At 32.2% G+C, this 18,525-nt stretch carries 19 protein-coding genes; 9 read left to right on the top strand and 10 right to left on the bottom strand.

The window, feature by feature from the left end; translation table 11 throughout:
* Window positions 1–52: 52 nt before the first annotated feature.
* Both ASC72_RS12310 and ASC72_RS12305 read right to left on the bottom strand, forming a co-directional pair.
* Window positions 53–709 (bottom strand): TatD family hydrolase, encoded by a 657-nt coding sequence (locus ASC72_RS12310; protein ID WP_056191118.1) that lies wholly within the window; start codon window positions 707–709, stop codon window positions 53–55.
* The gene (locus ASC72_RS12305; RefSeq protein ID WP_056191117.1) at window positions 709–1,308 is read right to left on the bottom strand and encodes a DUF1684 domain-containing protein; all 600 of its coding nucleotides are present in this window, start codon (window positions 1,306–1,308) and stop codon (window positions 709–711) included. The genes ASC72_RS12310 and ASC72_RS12305 overlap by 1 nt, the downstream gene beginning before the upstream one ends.
* Window positions 1,309–1,407: 99 nt before the next feature.
* Between ASC72_RS12305 and ASC72_RS12300 the strand changes: the two genes are divergently transcribed.
* The 9 genes from ASC72_RS12300 to ASC72_RS12260 all read left to right on the top strand — a co-directional run bounded on the left by ASC72_RS12300 (window position 1,408) and on the right by ASC72_RS12260 (window position 10,442).
* Window positions 1,408–2,625 carry an MFS transporter gene (locus tag ASC72_RS12300; RefSeq protein WP_056191116.1) on the top strand — a complete coding sequence of 406 codons (1,218 nt, stop codon included), beginning with the start codon at window positions 1,408–1,410 and terminating at the stop codon, window positions 2,623–2,625.
* 164 nt (window positions 2,626–2,789) lie between these two features.
* A complete protein-coding gene (locus tag ASC72_RS12295) occupies window positions 2,790–3,161 on the top strand; it encodes a BlaI/MecI/CopY family transcriptional regulator (RefSeq protein ID WP_056191114.1) in 372 nt (123 codons plus the stop codon).
* A 14-nt stretch (window positions 3,162–3,175) separates the two neighbouring features.
* Window positions 3,176–4,750 (top strand): M56 family metallopeptidase, encoded by a 1,575-nt coding sequence (locus ASC72_RS12290; RefSeq protein ID WP_056191112.1) that lies wholly within the window; start codon window positions 3,176–3,178, stop codon window positions 4,748–4,750.
* Between the two features lie 38 nt (window positions 4,751–4,788).
* On the top strand, window positions 4,789–5,157 hold the full coding sequence (locus ASC72_RS12285; RefSeq protein ID WP_056191111.1) for a BlaI/MecI/CopY family transcriptional regulator: 369 nt from the start codon (window positions 4,789–4,791) through the stop codon (window positions 5,155–5,157).
* A gap of 5 nt (window positions 5,158–5,162) precedes the next feature.
* Entirely contained in the window at window positions 5,163–6,917 is a 1,755-nt protein-coding gene (locus ASC72_RS12280) for a M56 family metallopeptidase (protein WP_056191109.1), read from the top strand.
* Between the two features lie 78 nt (window positions 6,918–6,995).
* Complete coding sequence (locus tag ASC72_RS12275) at window positions 6,996–8,435, top strand: serine hydrolase (RefSeq protein WP_056191107.1); 1,440 nt, start codon at window positions 6,996–6,998, stop codon at window positions 8,433–8,435.
* A gap of 88 nt (window positions 8,436–8,523) precedes the next feature.
* A complete protein-coding gene (locus ASC72_RS12270; protein WP_056191105.1) occupies window positions 8,524–8,664 on the top strand; it encodes a hypothetical protein in 141 nt (46 codons plus the stop codon).
* Window positions 8,665–8,774: 110 nt separating this feature from the next.
* Window positions 8,775–9,620 (top strand): DMT family transporter, encoded by an 846-nt coding sequence (locus ASC72_RS12265; protein ID WP_056191103.1) that lies wholly within the window; start codon window positions 8,775–8,777, stop codon window positions 9,618–9,620.
* Between the two features lie 282 nt (window positions 9,621–9,902).
* Window positions 9,903–10,442, top strand: a complete 540-nt coding sequence (locus ASC72_RS12260; protein WP_056191101.1) for a biopolymer transporter ExbD — start codon at window positions 9,903–9,905, stop codon at window positions 10,440–10,442.
* A 273-nt stretch (window positions 10,443–10,715) separates the two neighbouring features.
* On the opposite strand, the gene rpsA is transcribed toward ASC72_RS12260, so the two are convergent.
* The 8 genes from rpsA to porQ form a co-directional block, all read right to left on the bottom strand.
* Window positions 10,716–12,497, bottom strand: a complete 1,782-nt coding sequence (gene rpsA, locus ASC72_RS12255) for a 30S ribosomal protein S1 (protein ID WP_026984997.1) — start codon at window positions 12,495–12,497, stop codon at window positions 10,716–10,718.
* Window positions 12,498–12,939: 442 nt separating this feature from the next.
* Window positions 12,940–13,464 (bottom strand): hypothetical protein, encoded by a 525-nt coding sequence (locus tag ASC72_RS12250; protein WP_056191099.1) that lies wholly within the window; start codon window positions 13,462–13,464, stop codon window positions 12,940–12,942.
* Entirely contained in the window at window positions 13,464–13,820 is a 357-nt protein-coding gene (locus ASC72_RS12245) for a hypothetical protein (RefSeq protein ID WP_056191097.1), read from the bottom strand. Before ASC72_RS12245 ends, ASC72_RS12250 begins: the two co-directional genes overlap by 1 nt.
* A 166-nt stretch (window positions 13,821–13,986) precedes the next feature.
* Window positions 13,987–15,363, bottom strand: coding sequence for a nucleoside permease (locus tag ASC72_RS12240; protein ID WP_056191095.1), 1,377 nt, complete (start codon window positions 15,361–15,363; stop codon window positions 13,987–13,989).
* A 68-nt stretch (window positions 15,364–15,431) separates the two neighbouring features.
* Complete coding sequence (cmk, locus tag ASC72_RS12235) at window positions 15,432–16,124, bottom strand: (d)CMP kinase (protein ID WP_056191094.1); 693 nt, start codon at window positions 16,122–16,124, stop codon at window positions 15,432–15,434.
* 45 nt (window positions 16,125–16,169) lie between these two features.
* Window positions 16,170–16,772, bottom strand: a complete 603-nt coding sequence (locus ASC72_RS12230) for a murein L,D-transpeptidase catalytic domain-containing protein (protein WP_056191092.1) — start codon at window positions 16,770–16,772, stop codon at window positions 16,170–16,172.
* 52 nt (window positions 16,773–16,824) lie between these two features.
* Window positions 16,825–17,424 carry a murein L,D-transpeptidase catalytic domain-containing protein gene (locus tag ASC72_RS12225; protein WP_056191090.1) on the bottom strand — a complete coding sequence of 200 codons (600 nt, stop codon included), beginning with the start codon at window positions 17,422–17,424 and terminating at the stop codon, window positions 16,825–16,827.
* 9 nt (window positions 17,425–17,433) lie between these two features.
* Window positions 17,434–18,453: a type IX secretion system protein PorQ gene (porQ, locus tag ASC72_RS12220; RefSeq protein WP_056191088.1), complete on the bottom strand. Its 1,020-nt coding sequence runs from the start codon at window positions 18,451–18,453 to the stop codon at window positions 17,434–17,436.
* Window positions 18,454–18,525 lie beyond the last annotated feature (72 nt).

Here is an 18,525-nt window from a genome sequence, read left to right as displayed (position 1 = left end):
TCTTTATTCTTTATTCTTTATTCTTTATTCTTTATTCTTTATTCTTTGTTCTTTATTCTTTATTCTTTCGAAAAATTGCTTCAAAATTACTTGAGATAATATCTTGTAACTCTTTAATTGTAATGTTTTTATATTCTGATGCTAAATCATAAACTTGTTGAATATTTTCTTCAATGGTATCAGTTTCCAATAGAAATCGATCGCTTGGAATATTCTGAAATACTGTTTTTAATTCTGGATTTCTAAGTAAATATTTTCCAAACGAAATATAAAATCCTGCCGCAATTAATTGATTGGCAAGTTGACTGTTTTTAGAAAATCCGTGAATGACCATTGGAACTGAAATTTTCATTTTCTTCTTAATTTCAATCACTTCCTGAAAAGCAGCAACACAATGAATAACGACTGGCTTTTTATATTTTTCGGCTAAAGCCAATTGCTTTTCAAAAACTATAATCTGTTTTTCTAACGGAATTTCAATTCGTTTATCTAAACCACATTCGCCAATAGCCAGACAATTTTCGGTTTGTAATTTTTCTTCAATAATTTTCAGATCGGCATCAATTCTGTCATCAACAATATACCACGGATGAATTCCAATTGAATAAAACGGAATTGAAGCATCAAATTCATTTGGATATTGATTTACCAATTCCAAAACATTAGATTGATTCGTAAACTGATGCGTATGAAAATTAAAGAATTCCATTAGTGAAAAGTTTTAACTCCTGCTTTAATTTCGATATTCAAATCATTTTCCAGCGGAACAAGCGGACAAGAATATTTGTGATTGTAAGCACAATACGGATTATAGGCCTGATTAAAATCTACCGCAATAGTATTTCCTTTTGGAACTTTTAAATCGATATATCTTCCACCAATATAACTTTCCTTACCACAGGTTAAATCAGAAAATGGCAAGAATAAATGGTCTTTGTATTCTTCTGTTTTAGAAAGATCAATACTTCTGTATACATTCAACTGCAGTGCTTTACCATCAAGTGTAAAGTATAAAGTAGCATATTTTATATATTTTGGTGTTCTTGTTCCGGTAGTTTTCATTTCGAAAACTTTTTCATTTTTTGCCTTTACAAACTTGGCATTGACAAAATATTTAGCATTAACAGGATAAAAATCTAAAGTTTTAAAAACTTTTAAATCTTCTTCCATTAACGGACTCGTCTTAGGATCAGCGTATTCTGAATTTATAGTCTTCTGAAATTTCTCTGTTTCTTTTTTATCAAATTTCTTTTGGCTGAAGCCAAAATTAAAAGTTAATAATAAAGTAAGAAATGCGATTTTTTTCATCTTGGAAATTTTGAACAAAAATAGTTTAAAAGTAACAAAGCAGCAACCGAGATACGTGACAAAGTTTCCTAACTTTGTTGCAAATAATATATTTTTATAATGCTCAAAACTGCCGCCAATCACTACATCAATAATTTTAGAGGATTTTCAAGAGAAATTTGGATACTTACATTGGTTACTTTTATCAATCGTGCCGGTACAATGGTGCTTCCTTTTTTGTCGAAATACTTAAAAGAGGACCTTCATTTCTCTTATAATCAGGTAGGTTGGATTATGGTTTCATTTGGCCTTGGTTCTATGTTAGGATCATGGCTTGGCGGAAAACTTTCGGATAAAATCGGGTTTTATAAAATCATGATTTTTAGCTTATTTACCAGTGGAGTCTCGCTTTTCTTTGTGCAATATATAACGACATTCTGGGGATTATGCATCGGCATGTTTATTCTAATGGTCATTGCAGACATGTTCAGACCGGCAATGTTTGTTTCATTAGGCGCTTATGCCAAACCCGAAAACAGAACCCGTGCCTTGACTTTAGTGCGTTTAGCTGTAAATTTAGGTTTCGCTGCCGGACCAGCTTTAGGAGGATTGATTATTATGGGAATTGGTTATTCCGGATTATTTTGGGTTGACGGAGCTTCGTGTATTATATCCATTTCAATTTTCGCTTTATTGGTAAAAGAAAAGAAAAAAGTAGCTCATGACGATAAAATTGAAAGTGCCACAGATAAAAAATCAGTTTTTCATGATCGAATCTTTTGGGTTTTCTTATTTGTGAGTTTTGTAACGGCTATGATTTTCTTTCAGCTTTTCACGACGCTTCCTTTGTATCATAATGAGAAATTTGGTTTAAGTGAATTTCAGACTGGATTATTAATGACCTTAAACGGACTTCTGATTTTTGCTCTGGAAATGCCAACTGTTGGTTTTTTGGAGCGAAAAGGTTTTCCAAAAATAAAAATCATTATTCTGGGTTCTTTTATTATGGCTTCAAGTTTCTTTTTGCTTCTAATAAATGTTTGGGCCGGAATACTGGTTATTAGTATGATTTGTATTTCAATCGGAGAAATTCTAACCTTCCCTTTTTCAAATGCTTTTGCCTTAAGCCGTGCACCACGTGGTCAGGAAGGACGTTATATGGCACTTTATACCATGAGTTTTAGTTTGGCTCATATTATTAGTTCAAAAGTTGGTTTTGAAATCATCACTCGATTAGGATACCAAATCAACTGGTTTTTCATGGCTTCCATTGGAGTTGTGGCGACTCTTTGTTGCTTTTGGATCAAAAAAGCTTTGATTCTCGAAAAAAAATCTTAACTAATTTTAACTCATAAATTACTCAAATTCAATTTATTACTTTTAAATTTGAAGTGATTTTTTGCACCTTTAATTCAAATCAAACTTAATTTTTAGTTAAATAACTATTTTTATAGTTGCGTAACTAAAAAAATAGTTGTAGGTTTGAATTAAAATTAGAAAACATGCAAAAGTTAACCAACAAGGAAGAAGAGATCATGCACATTTTATGGAAGCTCAAAAAAGCTTTTGTAAAAGAGGTTCAGGCTGAAATTACCGAAGATCAACCGCATTACAATACGCTTTCGACTATTGTTCGTAATCTTGAGGAGAAAGGTTTTGTGTCGCATAATGCTTTTGGAAACACACACCAGTATTACCCGATTATTAGTTTAGAAGCCTACAGCAAAAAATACATGAAAACGGCTATTGACAACTATTTCAATAGTTCTTATAAAAATATGGTTTCATTTTTTGCCAAGGAAGAAAAAATCTCTGCAGCAGAATTACGCGAAATCCTTGCTATGATCGAAGATCCAAAAGAAGACAAAAAATAATAAAACTATTGTTTATGGAAGCACTTTTCATTTATATCGCAAAATCGGCCGGATTGATCACATTATTTTACTGCGCTTATTATTTTTTGTTACGCAAAGAAACTTTTTTCAACAACAACAGATGGTTTTTATTGACCGGTTTAATTACTTCTGCAATATTGCCTTTTGTAGTTTATACTAAAGTGATTTGGGTTGATCCTGCTCCACTTTCTAGTGTAAATTATGCAGAGTTATATTCGGCTCGGATAGAAAAAGATATTTTTGAAATGGACTGGAATTTAGTACTAATAGCCATTTATAGTATTGGATTTTTAGCTTTACTTATAAAATTTGCTTTTGATTTTTATAGCCTAAACTCAATATTAAAAGGAAAACAAATAAAACAACAGGCTGATTTTAAATTTGTTGATATAAACGAAAACATAGCTCCATTTTCTTATTTTGAATATATCGTGTACAACTCATCAATGTACACGGCTTCTGAATTAGAAAGTATCATCGAACACGAAAAAGTACACAGTGATCAAAACCACACCATCGACGTTTTGATTTCCAGAACTTTCTGTATCTTATTTTGGTTCAATCCTTTTATTTGGCTTTATAAAAAAGCGATAACTCAAAATCTTGAATTTATTGCCGATGCAGCAGCGGCTCAAAAAATAGCAGACAAAAAAGCCTATCAATACACGCTTTTAAAAATTACAACTCACGAGAGTTGTCTATCAATCACCAATCATTTTTATCAATCATTAATCAAAAAACGAATTGTTATGTTAAACAAAAATCAATCAAAAAAGAGAAATTCATGGAAACTTTATGTTATGATTCCAGCGCTTGCAGCTTTTGCAATTTTATTTCAGGTTGAAGTAATTGCAAAAGAAAAAAGACAAATTGCAAAAGAAGTTAAAAACGAAAATGGTTCTGTTGATGTTTACAAAATCAGTAAAAACACAACGGATCAGCAATTAAAAGAAATGGCTGAAAAAATGAAGCTAAATCATAATGTTGATGCAAAGATTTCTGATATTGAAAGAAATTCAGATAATGAATTAATAGCTATCAGATTTGATCTGAAAAGAGGTTCTGAACAGTCACAGTCGTATCGTGTTAAAGGAAGTAAGGCAATTAAGGATTGTAAAATTGTTATTGAAACGGACAGCGATGGTTCTAAAAAAATAGGTTTAAAAACAGATAACCAAATTGATGAAGTTAAAATCATTGATAAAGAGCACAAAGTGGAAGTAAAAAAAGTTACAAATTCTAAAACTAACTGTGATGTTAAAACTACTAATAATACTCATACAAGCATTAATACAAATAGTAGTGCAAATACTAATGTAGTTGTAAGTACTAACGTTAATGAAAATACCAATTCAAATATAGCTATTAGTTCAAGCTCTCAACCAAATGTAAAAATAGGATTTAATAAACTAATTATTGTTGATGGGGTCGTTGTCTCGCCTGCCGTAACTGCTGTTGATCTAGAATCGCTTCACATCAAGACCATGAACGTATGGACCGGTGCTAATGCTATTACAAAATATGGAGAAGAAGGTAAAAATGGTGTAATTGTAATTAAAACCAAATAAAAATCTTCAATTTTTCTTTTAAAAAACCAACCAAAACCATGTTAAAATTAACCAACAAAGAAGAAGAAACAATGCAAATTTTATGGAAGCTTAAAAAAGCTTTCGTAAAAGAAATTCAGGCTGAGATTACTGAAGATCAACCGCATTATAATACGCTTTCTACTATTGTTCGCAATCTTGAAGAGAAAGGATATGTAAGTCACAATGCCTTTGGAAATACGCATCAGTACTACCCAATTGTAAGTATTGAAGAGTATCGAAAAGGTTTTATGAGCACCGCTATTGATAACTATTTTAATAGTTCTTATAAAAGTATGGTTTCATTTTTTGCCAAAGAAGAAAAAATTTCTGCGGCCGAATTACGCGAAATCCTGACTATGATCGAAACTTCAAAAGAAGAAAAATAATCATTATGGAAGCACTTTTTATCTTTATTGCAAAATCAAGCGGCTTATTAATCTTATTTTACTTTGCTTACTTTTTTTTACTTCGCAAAGAAACGTTTTTCAACAGTAATCGTTGGTTCCTATTGGCCGGCTTAATAACATCTGTAGTTTTACCATTTTTGGTTTATACTAAAATTGTATGGGTCGCCCCTAGTCCAACGCCTGTTATGAATTATGCTGCAGGTTATATTCCACATACTTATACTACTATTCCGGAACAATCTATTGAAATCAATTGGGACTATGTAGTGCTTATTATTTATGGCATTGGATTTTTGGCACTTATTATAAAATTTGCTGCTGATTTTTACAGTTTGAATTCCGTTTTAAAAGGAAAAGAAGTACAGCAAGAACAAGATTTTAAATTTATAGATATTGAGGAAAACATTGCTCCATTTTCTTATTTTGATTATATCGTTTACAACTCATCAATGTTCACGGCATCAGAATTAGAAAGTATTATTGAGCATGAAAAAGTGCATAGCGATCAACATCATACCGTTGATGTTATTATTTCGAGAATTTTTTGTGTTCTTTTTTGGTTCAATCCAATTATTTGGTTGTACAAAAAAGCAATTCTACAAAATCTTGAATTTATTGCTGATAGTGAAGCCGCCAAAAAAATATCTGACAAAAAAGCGTATCAGTACACGCTTTTAAAAATAACAACACATGAAAACTGTGTTGCCATCACCAATCATTTTTATCAATCATTAATCAAAAAACGAATTGTCATGTTAAACAAAACTCAATCAAAAAAAACAAATTACTGGAAGTATTGTACCATTATTCCAGCACTTGCTGCATTTGTATTTTTATTTCAAATAGAAATCATTGCACAGGAGAGAAAAGAAAATCAGAAAGTTTCTCAAAAAACTACTTCAGATGATGTTTACAAAATCGAAAAAACTACAACAGATCAGGAATTAAAAGTAATCGCTGAAAAAATAAAACAAAACCACGATTTTGATGTTGCTATATCGAATGTAAAAAGAAACACAAATAAGGAACTGACGGCCATTAAAATGAACATTAAAAAAGGGGCTCAGGAAGTTCAAACCATTCAGATCGACGGTGATGAGCCAATAAAAAGCTTTGGTCTGGCAGTATCGACCGAAGATAATGGTATCAAGAAAATTGGCGTTATTACTGATGGTGATACAAACGAATCAACGATGCTTCAGGATCGCATCGCAGATGTCGAAGAAGTAAACAGTACAGATATTAAAAATGTTGCCCCTCCTTCTCCACCGGCTCCTCCTGCAAGAATAGGTAATATTGTACCTCCAGCTCCACCAGCAGCACCCGCTTTTCCTGGAGGATCTATGCCGAAGTTACCTACTATAGACATGTCTAAAATGCCTAAAGCACCAGCACCACCGGCAAACCCAAGAGATAAAGTAGCGATGGCCAATTTCGAGAAAGATATGGCAGAGTTTGAGAAAAAAATGGAAGCTTTTGAACCAACTCTTTCTGCTTATGAAAAACAAGTTGATGAAATCATGGCTAAACATGAAGCAGTGTACGGTAAGGATATGGAAAAGTATGAAATTGCCATGGAAAAATTCAGCGTTGAGATAGAAAAGTATGCTAAATACATCGAAGAAACAGTTGGGAAAGACATGAAGGATTATGAAAAGAATATGAAGGAATACGAAAAGGATATGAAAGCCTATGAAAAAGAAATGAAGAAATTTGAGAAAGAAAGTAAAAAATCTTAATTTCTGAGAATTAAAAAACAAAGCCAGTGTACAAAAAAACACTGGTTTTTTTGATTTAGTAATCTAATATATAATAAAATGAAAAAAGTATTTTTTGCACTGTTCCTGTTCTTTACTTTTTCATGTTGGGCACAACAGGCTACAATTTCTGAAAAAGAAATTCTCGAATTAATGGATAACACAGCTAAAAAGTTATTAGAAACTTCGAAAGCAAATTCTGCATCTATTGGTATTGTAAAAGAAGGAAAAACTTATACAAGGCATTATGGTGAAATAGACAAAGGAAAAGGTAATCAGGCAAATAATAATACCGTTTTTGAAGTAGCGTCAATCACCAAATTATTTACAGGATTATTAATGGCTCAGGCAGTCGTTGATCATAAAATAAAGATCGATGATGACATTAGAAAATATATTACAGGTTCCTATCCGAATTTGGAATATCATGGACACCCAATTAGAATTAAAGATTTAGTTTCCTTTAGAACTGGTTTTAATAAAGATTTACCCGATAATTCTGAATTTAGAAAAAATCCAAGTGACAGTAGCTATATTGGTTTTAGAAAAATGGATGAAACATATTCCAGAGAAAAATTCTTTGCAGATTTAAAAACAATTCAATTGGACACTTTACCAGGAACTAAGTTTAAATACAGTAATGGAAGTGTTCAGTTGGCAGCACACATTTTAGAAAATGTCTATCATAAAAGTTATGAAACTTTGCTAAAAGAAAATATCTTATCAAAACTGAATATGAAATCAACGCAATTATTTGTGGATAAAAACACCATTATTGCTAATGGTTATAACGGTAATAATAAACTGATGCCGAACTTGTCTGATAACCTTTGGGGTGCCGCAGGATATCTAAAATCTACTTTAGGTGATATGACTAAATTTATTGCTTTTGAATTAGATATCAAAAATAAATTAGTTCAGGAATCGCAAAGAAATCTTTTAAATTCTGATACCGATTGGAACGGTTATTTCTGGGATAACATTCAAGTAGATAATAATGGTAGAAATGGCTGGAAACATGGAGGAGCTTTCGGGACACAAAATATGTTGTTGATTTATCCGGAACGTAGTTTAGGAATTTCAATCATCGTAAATATCAGCAGTGAAAAAACTGCAAATGCGTTAGGAACTGCTGTTGTAAATTTATCACAAGTTTTACTATCTGAAGGCGACTCTAAAAAAGAAATTTACGGATATAAAATAGTCAATGAAAATGTTGTTTTTTCTTATGAACATGATAAGTCATTAGATGCCAATTTAGTAAAAAGCGTTTCATTAACAGGTTCTTTTGATAAATGGAATCCAAATGATAAAGATTACCAACTAATCCGAAAAAACAAAAACACTTTTGAGCTTTCTCTTCCCAAAAAACAGTTTGAAAATGATAAAATTAAAATGTTCAAATTTGTAATTAACAAAACTGGCTGGATCGAGGCACCTAAAAATGCTTTAAATATAGAAAAGGGACCAGATCAAAATTTGCTTTTAGTAATTGAATGACATAAATTATTACTTGAAAAACACTTCAAAAAAGGCTTTGCACAACTGCGAAGTCTTTTTTTTATATCTTTGAAAAAACAAACCTGCTATGTTTAAAATTTTGGCCAAAATAAATAAAATCCTTTTACCAAGTTTTACCAAACAAGGATTAGACATTTCAAAAGCAAAAAAATGGCAAATGGCTATTATTGGCTATCGTGCTTATGTTACAAAACGTGCTTTAGAATAGTTTAAACGATTTTTATATATTCTTTTAAGCGTATTTCTCCTTATTTGAATAGAGCAGAAATGGATCCTTCAAAACTTATTTCGTAGTTTTGCAGTCCATTTAAATTTCGCATGAAAAATAAAGAATTCAACCTTCCTCCTGTCCCCGCAGTACTATTATCTATTATCAGTGTACAATGTGGTGCAGCAATTGCCAAAACGCTGTTTCCGGCAATTGGAGCGGCAGGAACAGCTTCTCTAAGAATTGGAATTTCAGCCATAATTTTGCTTTTAGCGTACCGACCAAACTTAAAGCAAATCACTCCCAGTCAATGGAAAATTGTAGTTCCGTATGGCTTGACTTTAGGTGCCATGAATTTAATTTTTTATTTAGCTATTGAAAGAATTCCAATTGGTCTGGCTGTAACTTTAGAATTTATGGGTCCATTATTAGTAGCCATAATTGGATCAAAACGTTTAATAGATTATTGTTGGGTATTACTGGCCGGTTCAGGTATCGTTTTAATAGCCCCGTGGTCAAACGACAGAGTAGATTTATTAGGAGTCTTTTTTGCTCTTTTAGCGGGTGCACTTTGGGCTGCCTATATTATATTGGGCGGAAAAATTTCTAAAATCATGCACGATGGACAAGCAGTTGCTACAGGAATGTTATTTGCCGCAATTTTAATCCTTCCTTTTGGACTTTTCGACAATGGTCTTGCCAATCTTACTCCAAAATTTTTGGGTATGGGAGCTGCACTTGCTCTCTTGTCCAGCGCTATTCCGTTTACTTTAGAAATGAAGGCATTAGGTCAGCTTCCTCCTCGTACTTTTAGCATTTTAATGAGTTTAGAACCTGCCGCTGCAGCAATTTGTGCTTTTATATTCTTGCAGGAAAATCTAAATTTTTATGAAATTTTGGCCGTCGTTTGTGTAGTTGTAGCTTCTGCAGGCTCCACCTTAACGGCAAAAAGATAAATACATTGAAATCACCGTATTAAAAATTCCAAATTCCAATTTGAAAGTTGGGATTTGACCAACTATTACATTTTTGATATCAGATGAATAAGTTCATTTACGGGATAGCTTTCTATTTGGTTTTATTAAAAATTCAAAAAAAGATTCTAAATCATTGAATAAACACCAAAAACTACTATAAAACAACATAATAATATTCTAATTTATTTTTAAATATTTTTCAAATCGGCAATCTTATTTTATTACTTTTATTGTTAACTTTAGTAAATAAATTGATTCATCATGGAAAATCTACCTAAAAAAGTAAGAAGCAAAAAGTTAAGTACAAGAGTCGATTTAACCGCTATGGTCAGCGTTTCGTTTTTGCTGATTATATTTTTTATGCTCGTTGGTGAATTATCAAAACCAAAATTCATGGCTTTAAGTTTGCCAGAAAAATATTCTGATGACGAATGGAACGGTACTACTCACTGTTATATGGGAGTTGAGAACCGAATTATTACTGTTTTATTAGATCAAAATGATAAAATAGTAATGTATGAAGGTTTTTTAGATTTTCCTGAACAGTCTCCAAAGCACGTTAGATTCGGTAAAGATGAAATTCGTAAAGAATTAATACAAAAACAATCTTCTGTTCGTGAATATTCGGAAAAATTAGGCAGACCTGGGGGAGGAGTGATTGTAATTATAAAACCCAGCAAAAAATGCAACTTTAAAAATTTGGTCGATATTTTAGATGAAATGACTATCGCAAAAATTGATACTTATGCTATTGTAAATGAATTTACTACGGAAGAATCAAAATTATTAGCTGTAAAATAATCAAAACTTCTTTTGAAAACTGTTGCCCTAGCCTGATGGGAGGGAAAAATCCTTTTATGCCGGGGTTTGGCATAAAAGATTGGAAGAAACAGCAGGAAATAGCTCCTAAAAATTCTGATAATCAATTCTTAAATGTCACTCTCAAACAGGGAACGTGAAACCTGACACGAGCTTTAGCTGAATTGGCGAAGCAAACAAAGAAAACTTGAAACAATAATAAACAAAAAAAGTCCCACATTGCTGTGGGACTTTCTATTTAGAGGAAACTAAGAATTATTTTTTCTCAGTTTTTTCCATTTTAGCTTTTAATGCAGCTAATACATCATTGTTATCTCCTAAAGTTGCAGCTGGTGCATTTGTGTTAGAAGAGTTAGATGAAGTATTTTCAGTTGCAGCTTTCACGTTTTTCTCTTCTTCTTCACGGAAGATAGCAGTGTGAGAAGCAACTACTCTTTTGAATTCTTTGTTAAATTCGATTACTTTGAAATCAGCAGTATCACCTTTTTTCAATTTCTTTCCGTCTTCTTTTTCAAGGTGACGAGTAGGAATGAAAGCAACGATATCATCTCCGAATTCTACAGTAGCTCCTTTGTCAACAATTTCAGAAATTTCACCATTGTGGATAGTTCCTACAGCGAAAGAATCTTCGTATTGATCCCAAGGATTAGCAGTAGTTTGTTTGTGACCTAAAGATAATTTACGTCCTTCAACATCTAATTCTAACACAACTACATCAAGTTTCTCACCAACATTTACAAATTCAGATGGGTGTTTGATTTTCTTAGTCCAAGATAAGTCAGAGATGTAAATTAATCCATCAATTCCTTCTTCTAATTCTACGAAAATACCAAAGTTTGTAAAGTTTCTAACGATACCTGTATGTTTAGAACCTACTGGGTATTTAGAAGTAATGTCAGTCCATGGATCCTGAGTCAATTGTTTGATACCTAATGACATTTTACGATCATCTCTATCTAAAGTTAAGATAACAGCCTCAACAACATCTCCAACTTTTACGAAATCCTGAGCAGAACGTAAATGAGTAGACCAAGACATTTCAGAAACGTGGATTAAACCTTCAACACCTTCAGCAACTTCGATAAATGCACCGTAATCAGCGATTACAACTACTTTACCTTTTACTTTATCACCAATAGTTAAATTAGCATCTAAAGCGTCCCATGGGTGAGCGTTTAATTGTTTCAATCCTAATTGAATTCTTGTTTTCTCATCATCGAAATCAAGGATTACAACGTTTAATTTTTGATCTAATTCAAGAACTTCACTTGGGTGGTTGATTCTGCTCCAAGAAAGGTCAGTAATGTGAATTAATCCGTCAACACCACCTAAGTCAATGAACACACCATAAGAAGTAATGTTTTTAACAACACCTTCTAATACTTGTCCTTTTTGTAATTGACCGATGATTTCTTTTTTCTGTACTTCGATATCAGCTTCGATAAGCGCTTTATGAGATACAACAACGTTTTTGAATTCGTGGTTAATTTTTACCACTTTGAATTCCATCATTTTGTTTACATATACATCGTAGTCTCTAATTGGCTTAACGTCAATTTGAGAACCAGGTAAGAAAGCTTCAATTCCGAAAACGTCAACGATCATACCGCCTTTAGTTCTGCATTTTACAAAACCATTAACGATTTCTCCTGTTTCGTTTGCAGAAATAACTCTATCCCATGATTTAATAGTACGTGCTTTTCTGTGAGATAACACTAATTGACCTGTTTTATCCTCACGGATGTCAATTAATACTTCTACTTTGTCACCAACTTTTAAGTTCGGGTTGTAACGGAATTCGTTTAAAGAAATAACACCTTCCGATTTTGCGTTGATATCAACGATAACGTCTCTATCTGTAATTCTAACAACTACCCCTTCAACTACTTCTTCTTGGTCTGTAGCGATGAAAGTTTTTGAAACTAGTTCTTCGAATTCTTGTAAGTTTTTCTCATCTACTGCATCAATTCCTTCTTGGAAGTTATGCCAGTTAAAATTTGCTAAAAACTCTTCTTGTGATTTTAATTGTTCAGACATGCTGATAAAAAATTTGTATTCTGTTTTCCTCGAGTTTCATAAAGCAGTAGAAAAAACAGAAGTTGTTTTACATAAATAGTTGATACCTAAAGGAAACTCTTCTTTGCCAAAAGGTTTGCAAAATTAATACAAATATTTGTAATAGCAAAACAATTCTAAATGATTATCAGCCAATTGTTCAGGAGCAGAAGATTTTAGGTTTTTCAAGACGTTCAGTCCCCGCTATCCGTTTCAATCTTTTGTGCCTCCCGAAGCCTTGGGATCCACAAAAGGATTTCCACTTCTATCGGGGCTAGATAAGTACGAGTAGCGGTTTTTAAGAACCTTTTCATTGAGATTAAAACAAACCCGACAGGTTTTAAAAACCTGTCGGGTTTACTATGTACAACTATCTTTTTTTATTATTTTTTGATCAGCAAATAAAAACGATAAAATTTCATTATCAGGTTTTAACTTTTTCCTTAACAAAAGAAATTACTTTTTGAAAGTCCACCCTTCCAACTTCAATCTCTCCTAAAATATAAGATTGATAATCCTTAGTAATTAGTATCAAATTATTCTCCTTTACCAAATGCATTAAAAATTCTTCCCAATTAATACTTATTGAATGTTTTCCAGCATTCATTATAAATGACTTCTCAGTAAATTCAAAAACGAACTCTTTTAAATCTTCATTGATTTCAATTTCTTTAGATCTTAAAACACTAGTCTTTTTATAGTTATACTTTACTTTAAAATAATAATATACAAAGGGAATCAAAGTAGACAAACCAGAAAACAACAATACATGACCAAACCCAAATATATTTGGTCGCTTATATATCATTATAGCACCAATAAAGATTAAAACAAAACCTAAGTATTGAGAGTTTTTATGGTAAGAAATCTTTCTTTTCCAAGCCAAGTCAAACAACACATCCATTTGTTCATTGTAGATATCTTTATCGAAAACTAATTCAAATCTCATTATACCTTACTTCTCTTAACCCAAAATAATCCTCCCAAAACAGAAATCGGAGCAAATACAAAGATTGCCAACAATTGCGTCCACGAACTACCACCTGATTTGAAAAGTGAAAAAGCAGCAAAACCTGCTATGATAATAAAAAGTACATAATTGACTTTCAAGTTTTTGGTCTTTGCAATCAATTGAGTCACAAGTCCGCTGATGAATGAAAAAATACATCCGTAAACAAACGTCCAAACCATAAATAGCTTCGAAGCCTCTTCATGCGGATTCACTTCTGAAAACTTAAATAAAAATATGGAGCTGATTACGAAAATAGTGTAGCCAATTGTTACCCCTAAAATTTGTCTAATCATAATGAAAGCTTTTAGCACAATCAAATTTAAGTTTTTTAATAGAATCTTAATCTTTTACAAGCTACTATTTTAAAATCAACAAACCCGACAGGTTTTTTAAAACCTGTCGGGTTTACTTATGTAATTAATCTTTATCAAAGTTAGAAACTTTGATAAAGATTATAATTTAATGACTCAAATTCTCCAATTCCTTCGGATCATGTTTATGCTTAAACAAAACTGCAAAAGCAATCGCAATAACTAAAGCATAAGCCGCAAATGATAACCAGATCGTATGCCAGTCTTTCATTAAAATTGGATTACTGAATATTCCTTCCGGAGAAATAGAATTTCCTTGTCCTTTTACAAATTCTAACATTTTAGGATTTGTAGTTTCTGTTTCCAAAAATCCAGATAACTCGATAGTATTACTAAACGATTTTGTAAAGAAACGATCAATAGCCCAACCAGAAGTCAAACTTCCTAAAACCGCTCCTACTCCATTGGTCATCATCATAAATAAGCCTTGTGCTGATGAACGTATTTTAGAATCGGTATTGCTTTCTACGAATAATGAACCTGAAATATTAAAGAAGTCAAATGCCATTCCGTAAACGATACAAGACAAAATAATCATCCATAAACCAGTTACCGGATCTCCAAAAGCAAATAATCCGAAACGTAATACCCAAGCCAACATAGAAATCAACATTACTTGCTTGATTCCAAAACGTCTTAAGAAAAACGGAATTGCCAATATAAATAAGGTTTCAGACACCTGAGAAATCGACATAATAATAGTCGAATATTTGATTACGAATGAATCTGCATACTTTGGAAAATGTTTGAATTCATCTAAGAATACATCACCATAGGCGTTTGTTAACTGTAAAGCTCCACCTAAAAACATAGAGAAAACAAAAAACAAAGCCATTTTGTAATTTCCAAATAAATTAAAAGCTTCCAAACCAAGAGTTTCAACCCATGAAGCATTTTCTTTTGTTAAACGTTGTGGCTCACATTTTGGTAATGTAAAAGCATAAATCCCTAGAATCACAGCGCCAATTCCAGCAATATAAAACTGATATTCAGTTGCTTTACTTCCGCTTAAATTTGTAATCCACATCGCAACAATAAAGCCTATTGTTCCCCAAACACGAATGGGCGGAAAATCTTTTACAATATTCTTATTATTAAGTTTCAGAGAAGTATAAGAAATCGAGTTACTTAATGCAATTGTTGGCATATAACAACACATAGCAATTAGCATTACAGCAATAAAAGTATCTGGTGTTGTAACCTGCGCAATTCCAAATAACACTACTGCATAAGCAATATGTAAAAAACCATATAATTTTTCGGCATTTACCCATCTGTCAGCAATAATACCTGTTAAAGTAGGCATGAATAAAGAAGCAATTCCCATGGTTCCGAAAACAAGACCAAATTGAGTTCCCTCCCAATTTTTAGTTCCAAACCAATAATTTCCAATAGTAATAAGCCACGCTCCCCACACAAAAAATTGAAGAAAACTCATTACGATCAATCTGTTTTTAATTCCCATATGATGAAATTGTCTTTTAAATAAAATGAAGCGGTAAAACTACCATTAAAAATGATATCTGCAAAAAATTATGCTGTTTTAACAACATCATTCACTAATTCCAAAACAGCCGCAAATTGTTCTTCTCTGGTTAAATAGGAATTATCAATTTCAATAGCATCATCGGCAATTACTAAGGGAGAATCTTCCCGGTGTGTATCTATATAATCTCTTTCTACAACATTTTTTAAAACATCTTCATACGAAACATCATCACCTTTTTGCTGTAATTCATCAAAACGTCTTTGCGCACGGGTTTCGGCACTGGCAGTCATGAAAATTTTTAGTTCAGCATTTGGAAAAACAACCGTACCTATATCCCTACCATCCATAACTATCGCTTTATTCGTTCCCATTTCTTGTTGCTGTTCAACAAGTTTAGCTCGTACTTCAGATACTTCTGCAACTCTGCTAACAAAATTAGATACTTCAATTGTCCTAATGGGCTTTTCAACATTTTCACCATTTAAATACATCTCAGCAAAACCTAAATCAGCATTAAACCTAAACTCCAGCTTAATAGCAGGTAAAACCTTAATTAATTCTTCCTTTTCAAAAAAGTCAGCTCCAATAAGTTGATTTTGCATAGCAAAAAAAGCTACTGCACGATACATAGCACCGGTATCAACGTAAACATATTCTAACTCTTTTGCTAATTGTTTTGCTAAGGTGCTTTTTCCTGTTGATGAAAATCCGTCGATAGCAATGGTGATTTTTTCCAATTTTTTAAATTTTAAATTTTAATATCTTTCAGTTTCAGAGCCTTATTAATAATAGATACTCATGATAATATTTGATTCAGATCCATCTACTATTTTAGACATTCGATCAAAATATTTTCTGTTCACCATAGGGCAGCCAAAACTATTGCAAATATATCCATTTTGCTCTTTATATGGAACATCATAATAATAATGAAAAACAATATCACGCTTAAATGCGTTGCTATTAGTTTGATCTAATCCGTACAGTTTATAGGCTTTTCCGAATTTTCCCTGATAAGAATTTCCGATATAATATTTCCCAATCGAAGTACTTAATGAATTTGGAATATTACTGAATTTTAATTCTCCTTTAATTCCTGTCTCTGAGCCAGAACCATGAGCAACCAAACCTTTATCGATAATTTTATTTGTTTTTAAATCATAAACAAAGAAACGATTCTTACCAGACGGTATTTTCATATCAATAAAAAATGCAAATCGTCTATTATATTTTGAATTGCTTTTTATTAATCCTTTTACTTCATTTATGTGATTGACATCAATTGTGACGGGAACAGATGAAGAAAGTTTATTGGTTTTATAAAAAAATTTATAGCCTATAAAAACAAAAAGTATCACAAGAAAAACGATTAAGATCTTCTTCATATGATACTTGTTATTAAATTATAAAAGTTAAAATTATATGGCATCTATTTGCTTAATAGTAGATATCCAGAATAATTTTCGATTTAGAATTATCAACTATTTTTTCGATTCTTTTAAAGAATTCTTCATTAACCATTGGGCAACCGTGGCTGTTTGAAATATAATACTCCTGCTCTTCAAGTGGAACTGCAGAATAATGATGCAGCACTATAGCTCTTTTTAAAGCGTTATTATTTGTTTCATCTAATCCATTTAAGCGGTAAGCTTTTCCGAATATTCCTTTGTAGCATTTCTCGATAGAATATCTACCTAAAGAGGTGCAGTTAGAATTTGGTGTATTACTAAATTTAAGTTCTCCTCTAGTTCCGGTTTCAGAACCAGATCCGTGAGCTACAAGTCCCTGATCTAGAATTTTATTATTGACCAGATCATAAACAAAGAATCTGTTTTTTCCGGATTTGATTCTCATATCAACTAAAAAAGCAATTTTAGTATTGTATTGAGGACCGGCATAAACCATTTCTCTTACCGTATTAACATGATAGTTAATTCTTTCGATTTCAATTTCACTTAGGGATTCATCTTTAAAATTAAGATTTGAGGTATTAAAAAGACCTGCTGTAAAAAATAGAATTAGATAAAATAATTTCATAAATATTACCTATTGAAAGTTTAAAATTAGTCCAAAAAGACTTGTGTTGGCCGCCAAAGTATATCTTGAATATGAATAATTAAATTTTAAACGATTCATTTTCAAGCCAAATCCTAAAGAAATCCCTGAGAAATTACGTTGTTCATCTATTCTCAATTCTTCTGCCCTTCTAAAATTGTAACCTAATCGCAAATTGACTGCTCTGCCCGGGAAAAGTTCAACACCAATAACAGCATGTCGCAAAGCATTATTTACAAAGGAAACTTTTTCCTCACTTGTCGTGCCATCAATATTGGTTTCTCCCCGTACTGGATTAGAAAAAGAGATATTCCATTGTTGTAAATTTTCTAACGAAAGATGCCAACGAAGCGGAACATGTTCTAATTCTTGCGAAACACCAGCAATGATTTCAAATGGTAAATTTTCCTGTATTCCTGAATAAGTAGTAAACTGTGTCCCTATATTACGAAATACTAGAGCCAAATTTACATAATTTTTTTGAATTTGATACATAATTCCCACATCAATTGCTCCGCCAACAGAATTATAACTTTCTAAAGTCGAAGTTATTAACTTTGCATTTGCTCCAATATGAACATCTGTAAAGGGAATATTATAAGCGTAACCCAAAGAAAGTGCACCTTCACTACCTGAAAAATCAGAAGTTGCCTGACCATTTTCGTCATAACCTTCAAAGGTTCCGTAATTAACATAACTTACACCTGCATAAAAAGTTTGCACGTGTCTGTCATAAGTATAAGCGTATGAAGCAGTTCCATAAGAAGCCTCTCCGTAATAACTCCCATAATTCATTGCTAAATGGTTGTCCATATCTTCATTTAAGGCTGCAGGGTTTGACATTGCCTGATTAACGTCATCGTCATAAATTGTTATGTTTTCACCTCCTAACGCTGCCTGCCTTGGTGACGAGGTCAAATTAAGAAACTGATAAGTGTAGCGCCCTCCAATTTGCCCGTAGGAAATCGAACAAATCAAGATAAAAAATAGTAAAACAAATCGTTTTAACATGCTTTTGGGGCGATTCCTATATGGGAATAACGCAAATACAAATATAAAATTATATAACTATAAAATAAATTT

The organism is Flavobacterium sp. Root420, assembly GCF_001427905.1.
Classification (GTDB): Bacteria; Bacteroidota; Bacteroidia; order Flavobacteriales; family Flavobacteriaceae; genus Flavobacterium.
The sequence above is the reverse complement of the archived record's forward strand: the minus strand, read 5'-3'. Positions and strand labels throughout refer to the sequence as shown.

Coding starts and splice junctions, on each gene's coding strand:
- ASC72_RS12310 (WP_056191118.1), bottom strand. CDS start 709: ATGGAATTCTTTAATTTTCATACGCATCAGTTTACGAATCAATCTAAT.
- ASC72_RS12305 (WP_056191117.1), bottom strand. CDS start 1,308: ATGAAAAAAATCGCATTTCTTACTTTATTATTAACTTTTAATTTTGGC.
- ASC72_RS12300 (WP_056191116.1), top strand. CDS start 1,408: ATGCTCAAAACTGCCGCCAATCACTACATCAATAATTTTAGAGGATTT.
- ASC72_RS12295 (WP_056191114.1), top strand. CDS start 2,790: ATGCAAAAGTTAACCAACAAGGAAGAAGAGATCATGCACATTTTATGG.
- ASC72_RS12290 (WP_056191112.1), top strand. CDS start 3,176: ATGGAAGCACTTTTCATTTATATCGCAAAATCGGCCGGATTGATCACA.
- ASC72_RS12285 (WP_056191111.1), top strand. CDS start 4,789: ATGTTAAAATTAACCAACAAAGAAGAAGAAACAATGCAAATTTTATGG.
- ASC72_RS12280 (WP_056191109.1), top strand. CDS start 5,163: ATGGAAGCACTTTTTATCTTTATTGCAAAATCAAGCGGCTTATTAATC.
- ASC72_RS12275 (WP_056191107.1), top strand. CDS start 6,996: ATGAAAAAAGTATTTTTTGCACTGTTCCTGTTCTTTACTTTTTCATGT.
- ASC72_RS12270 (WP_056191105.1), top strand. CDS start 8,524: ATGTTTAAAATTTTGGCCAAAATAAATAAAATCCTTTTACCAAGTTTT.
- ASC72_RS12265 (WP_056191103.1), top strand. CDS start 8,775: ATGAAAAATAAAGAATTCAACCTTCCTCCTGTCCCCGCAGTACTATTA.
- ASC72_RS12260 (WP_056191101.1), top strand. CDS start 9,903: ATGGAAAATCTACCTAAAAAAGTAAGAAGCAAAAAGTTAAGTACAAGA.
- rpsA (WP_026984997.1), bottom strand. CDS start 12,497: ATGTCTGAACAATTAAAATCACAAGAAGAGTTTTTAGCAAATTTTAAC.
- ASC72_RS12250 (WP_056191099.1), bottom strand. CDS start 13,464: ATGAGATTTGAATTAGTTTTCGATAAAGATATCTACAATGAACAAATG.
- ASC72_RS12245 (WP_056191097.1), bottom strand. CDS start 13,820: ATGATTAGACAAATTTTAGGGGTAACAATTGGCTACACTATTTTCGTA.
- ASC72_RS12240 (WP_056191095.1), bottom strand. CDS start 15,363: ATGGGAATTAAAAACAGATTGATCGTAATGAGTTTTCTTCAATTTTTT.
- ASC72_RS12230 (WP_056191092.1), bottom strand. CDS start 16,772: ATGAAGAAGATCTTAATCGTTTTTCTTGTGATACTTTTTGTTTTTATA.
- ASC72_RS12225 (WP_056191090.1), bottom strand. CDS start 17,424: ATGAAATTATTTTATCTAATTCTATTTTTTACAGCAGGTCTTTTTAAT.
- porQ (WP_056191088.1), bottom strand. CDS start 18,453: ATGTTAAAACGATTTGTTTTACTATTTTTTATCTTGATTTGTTCGATT.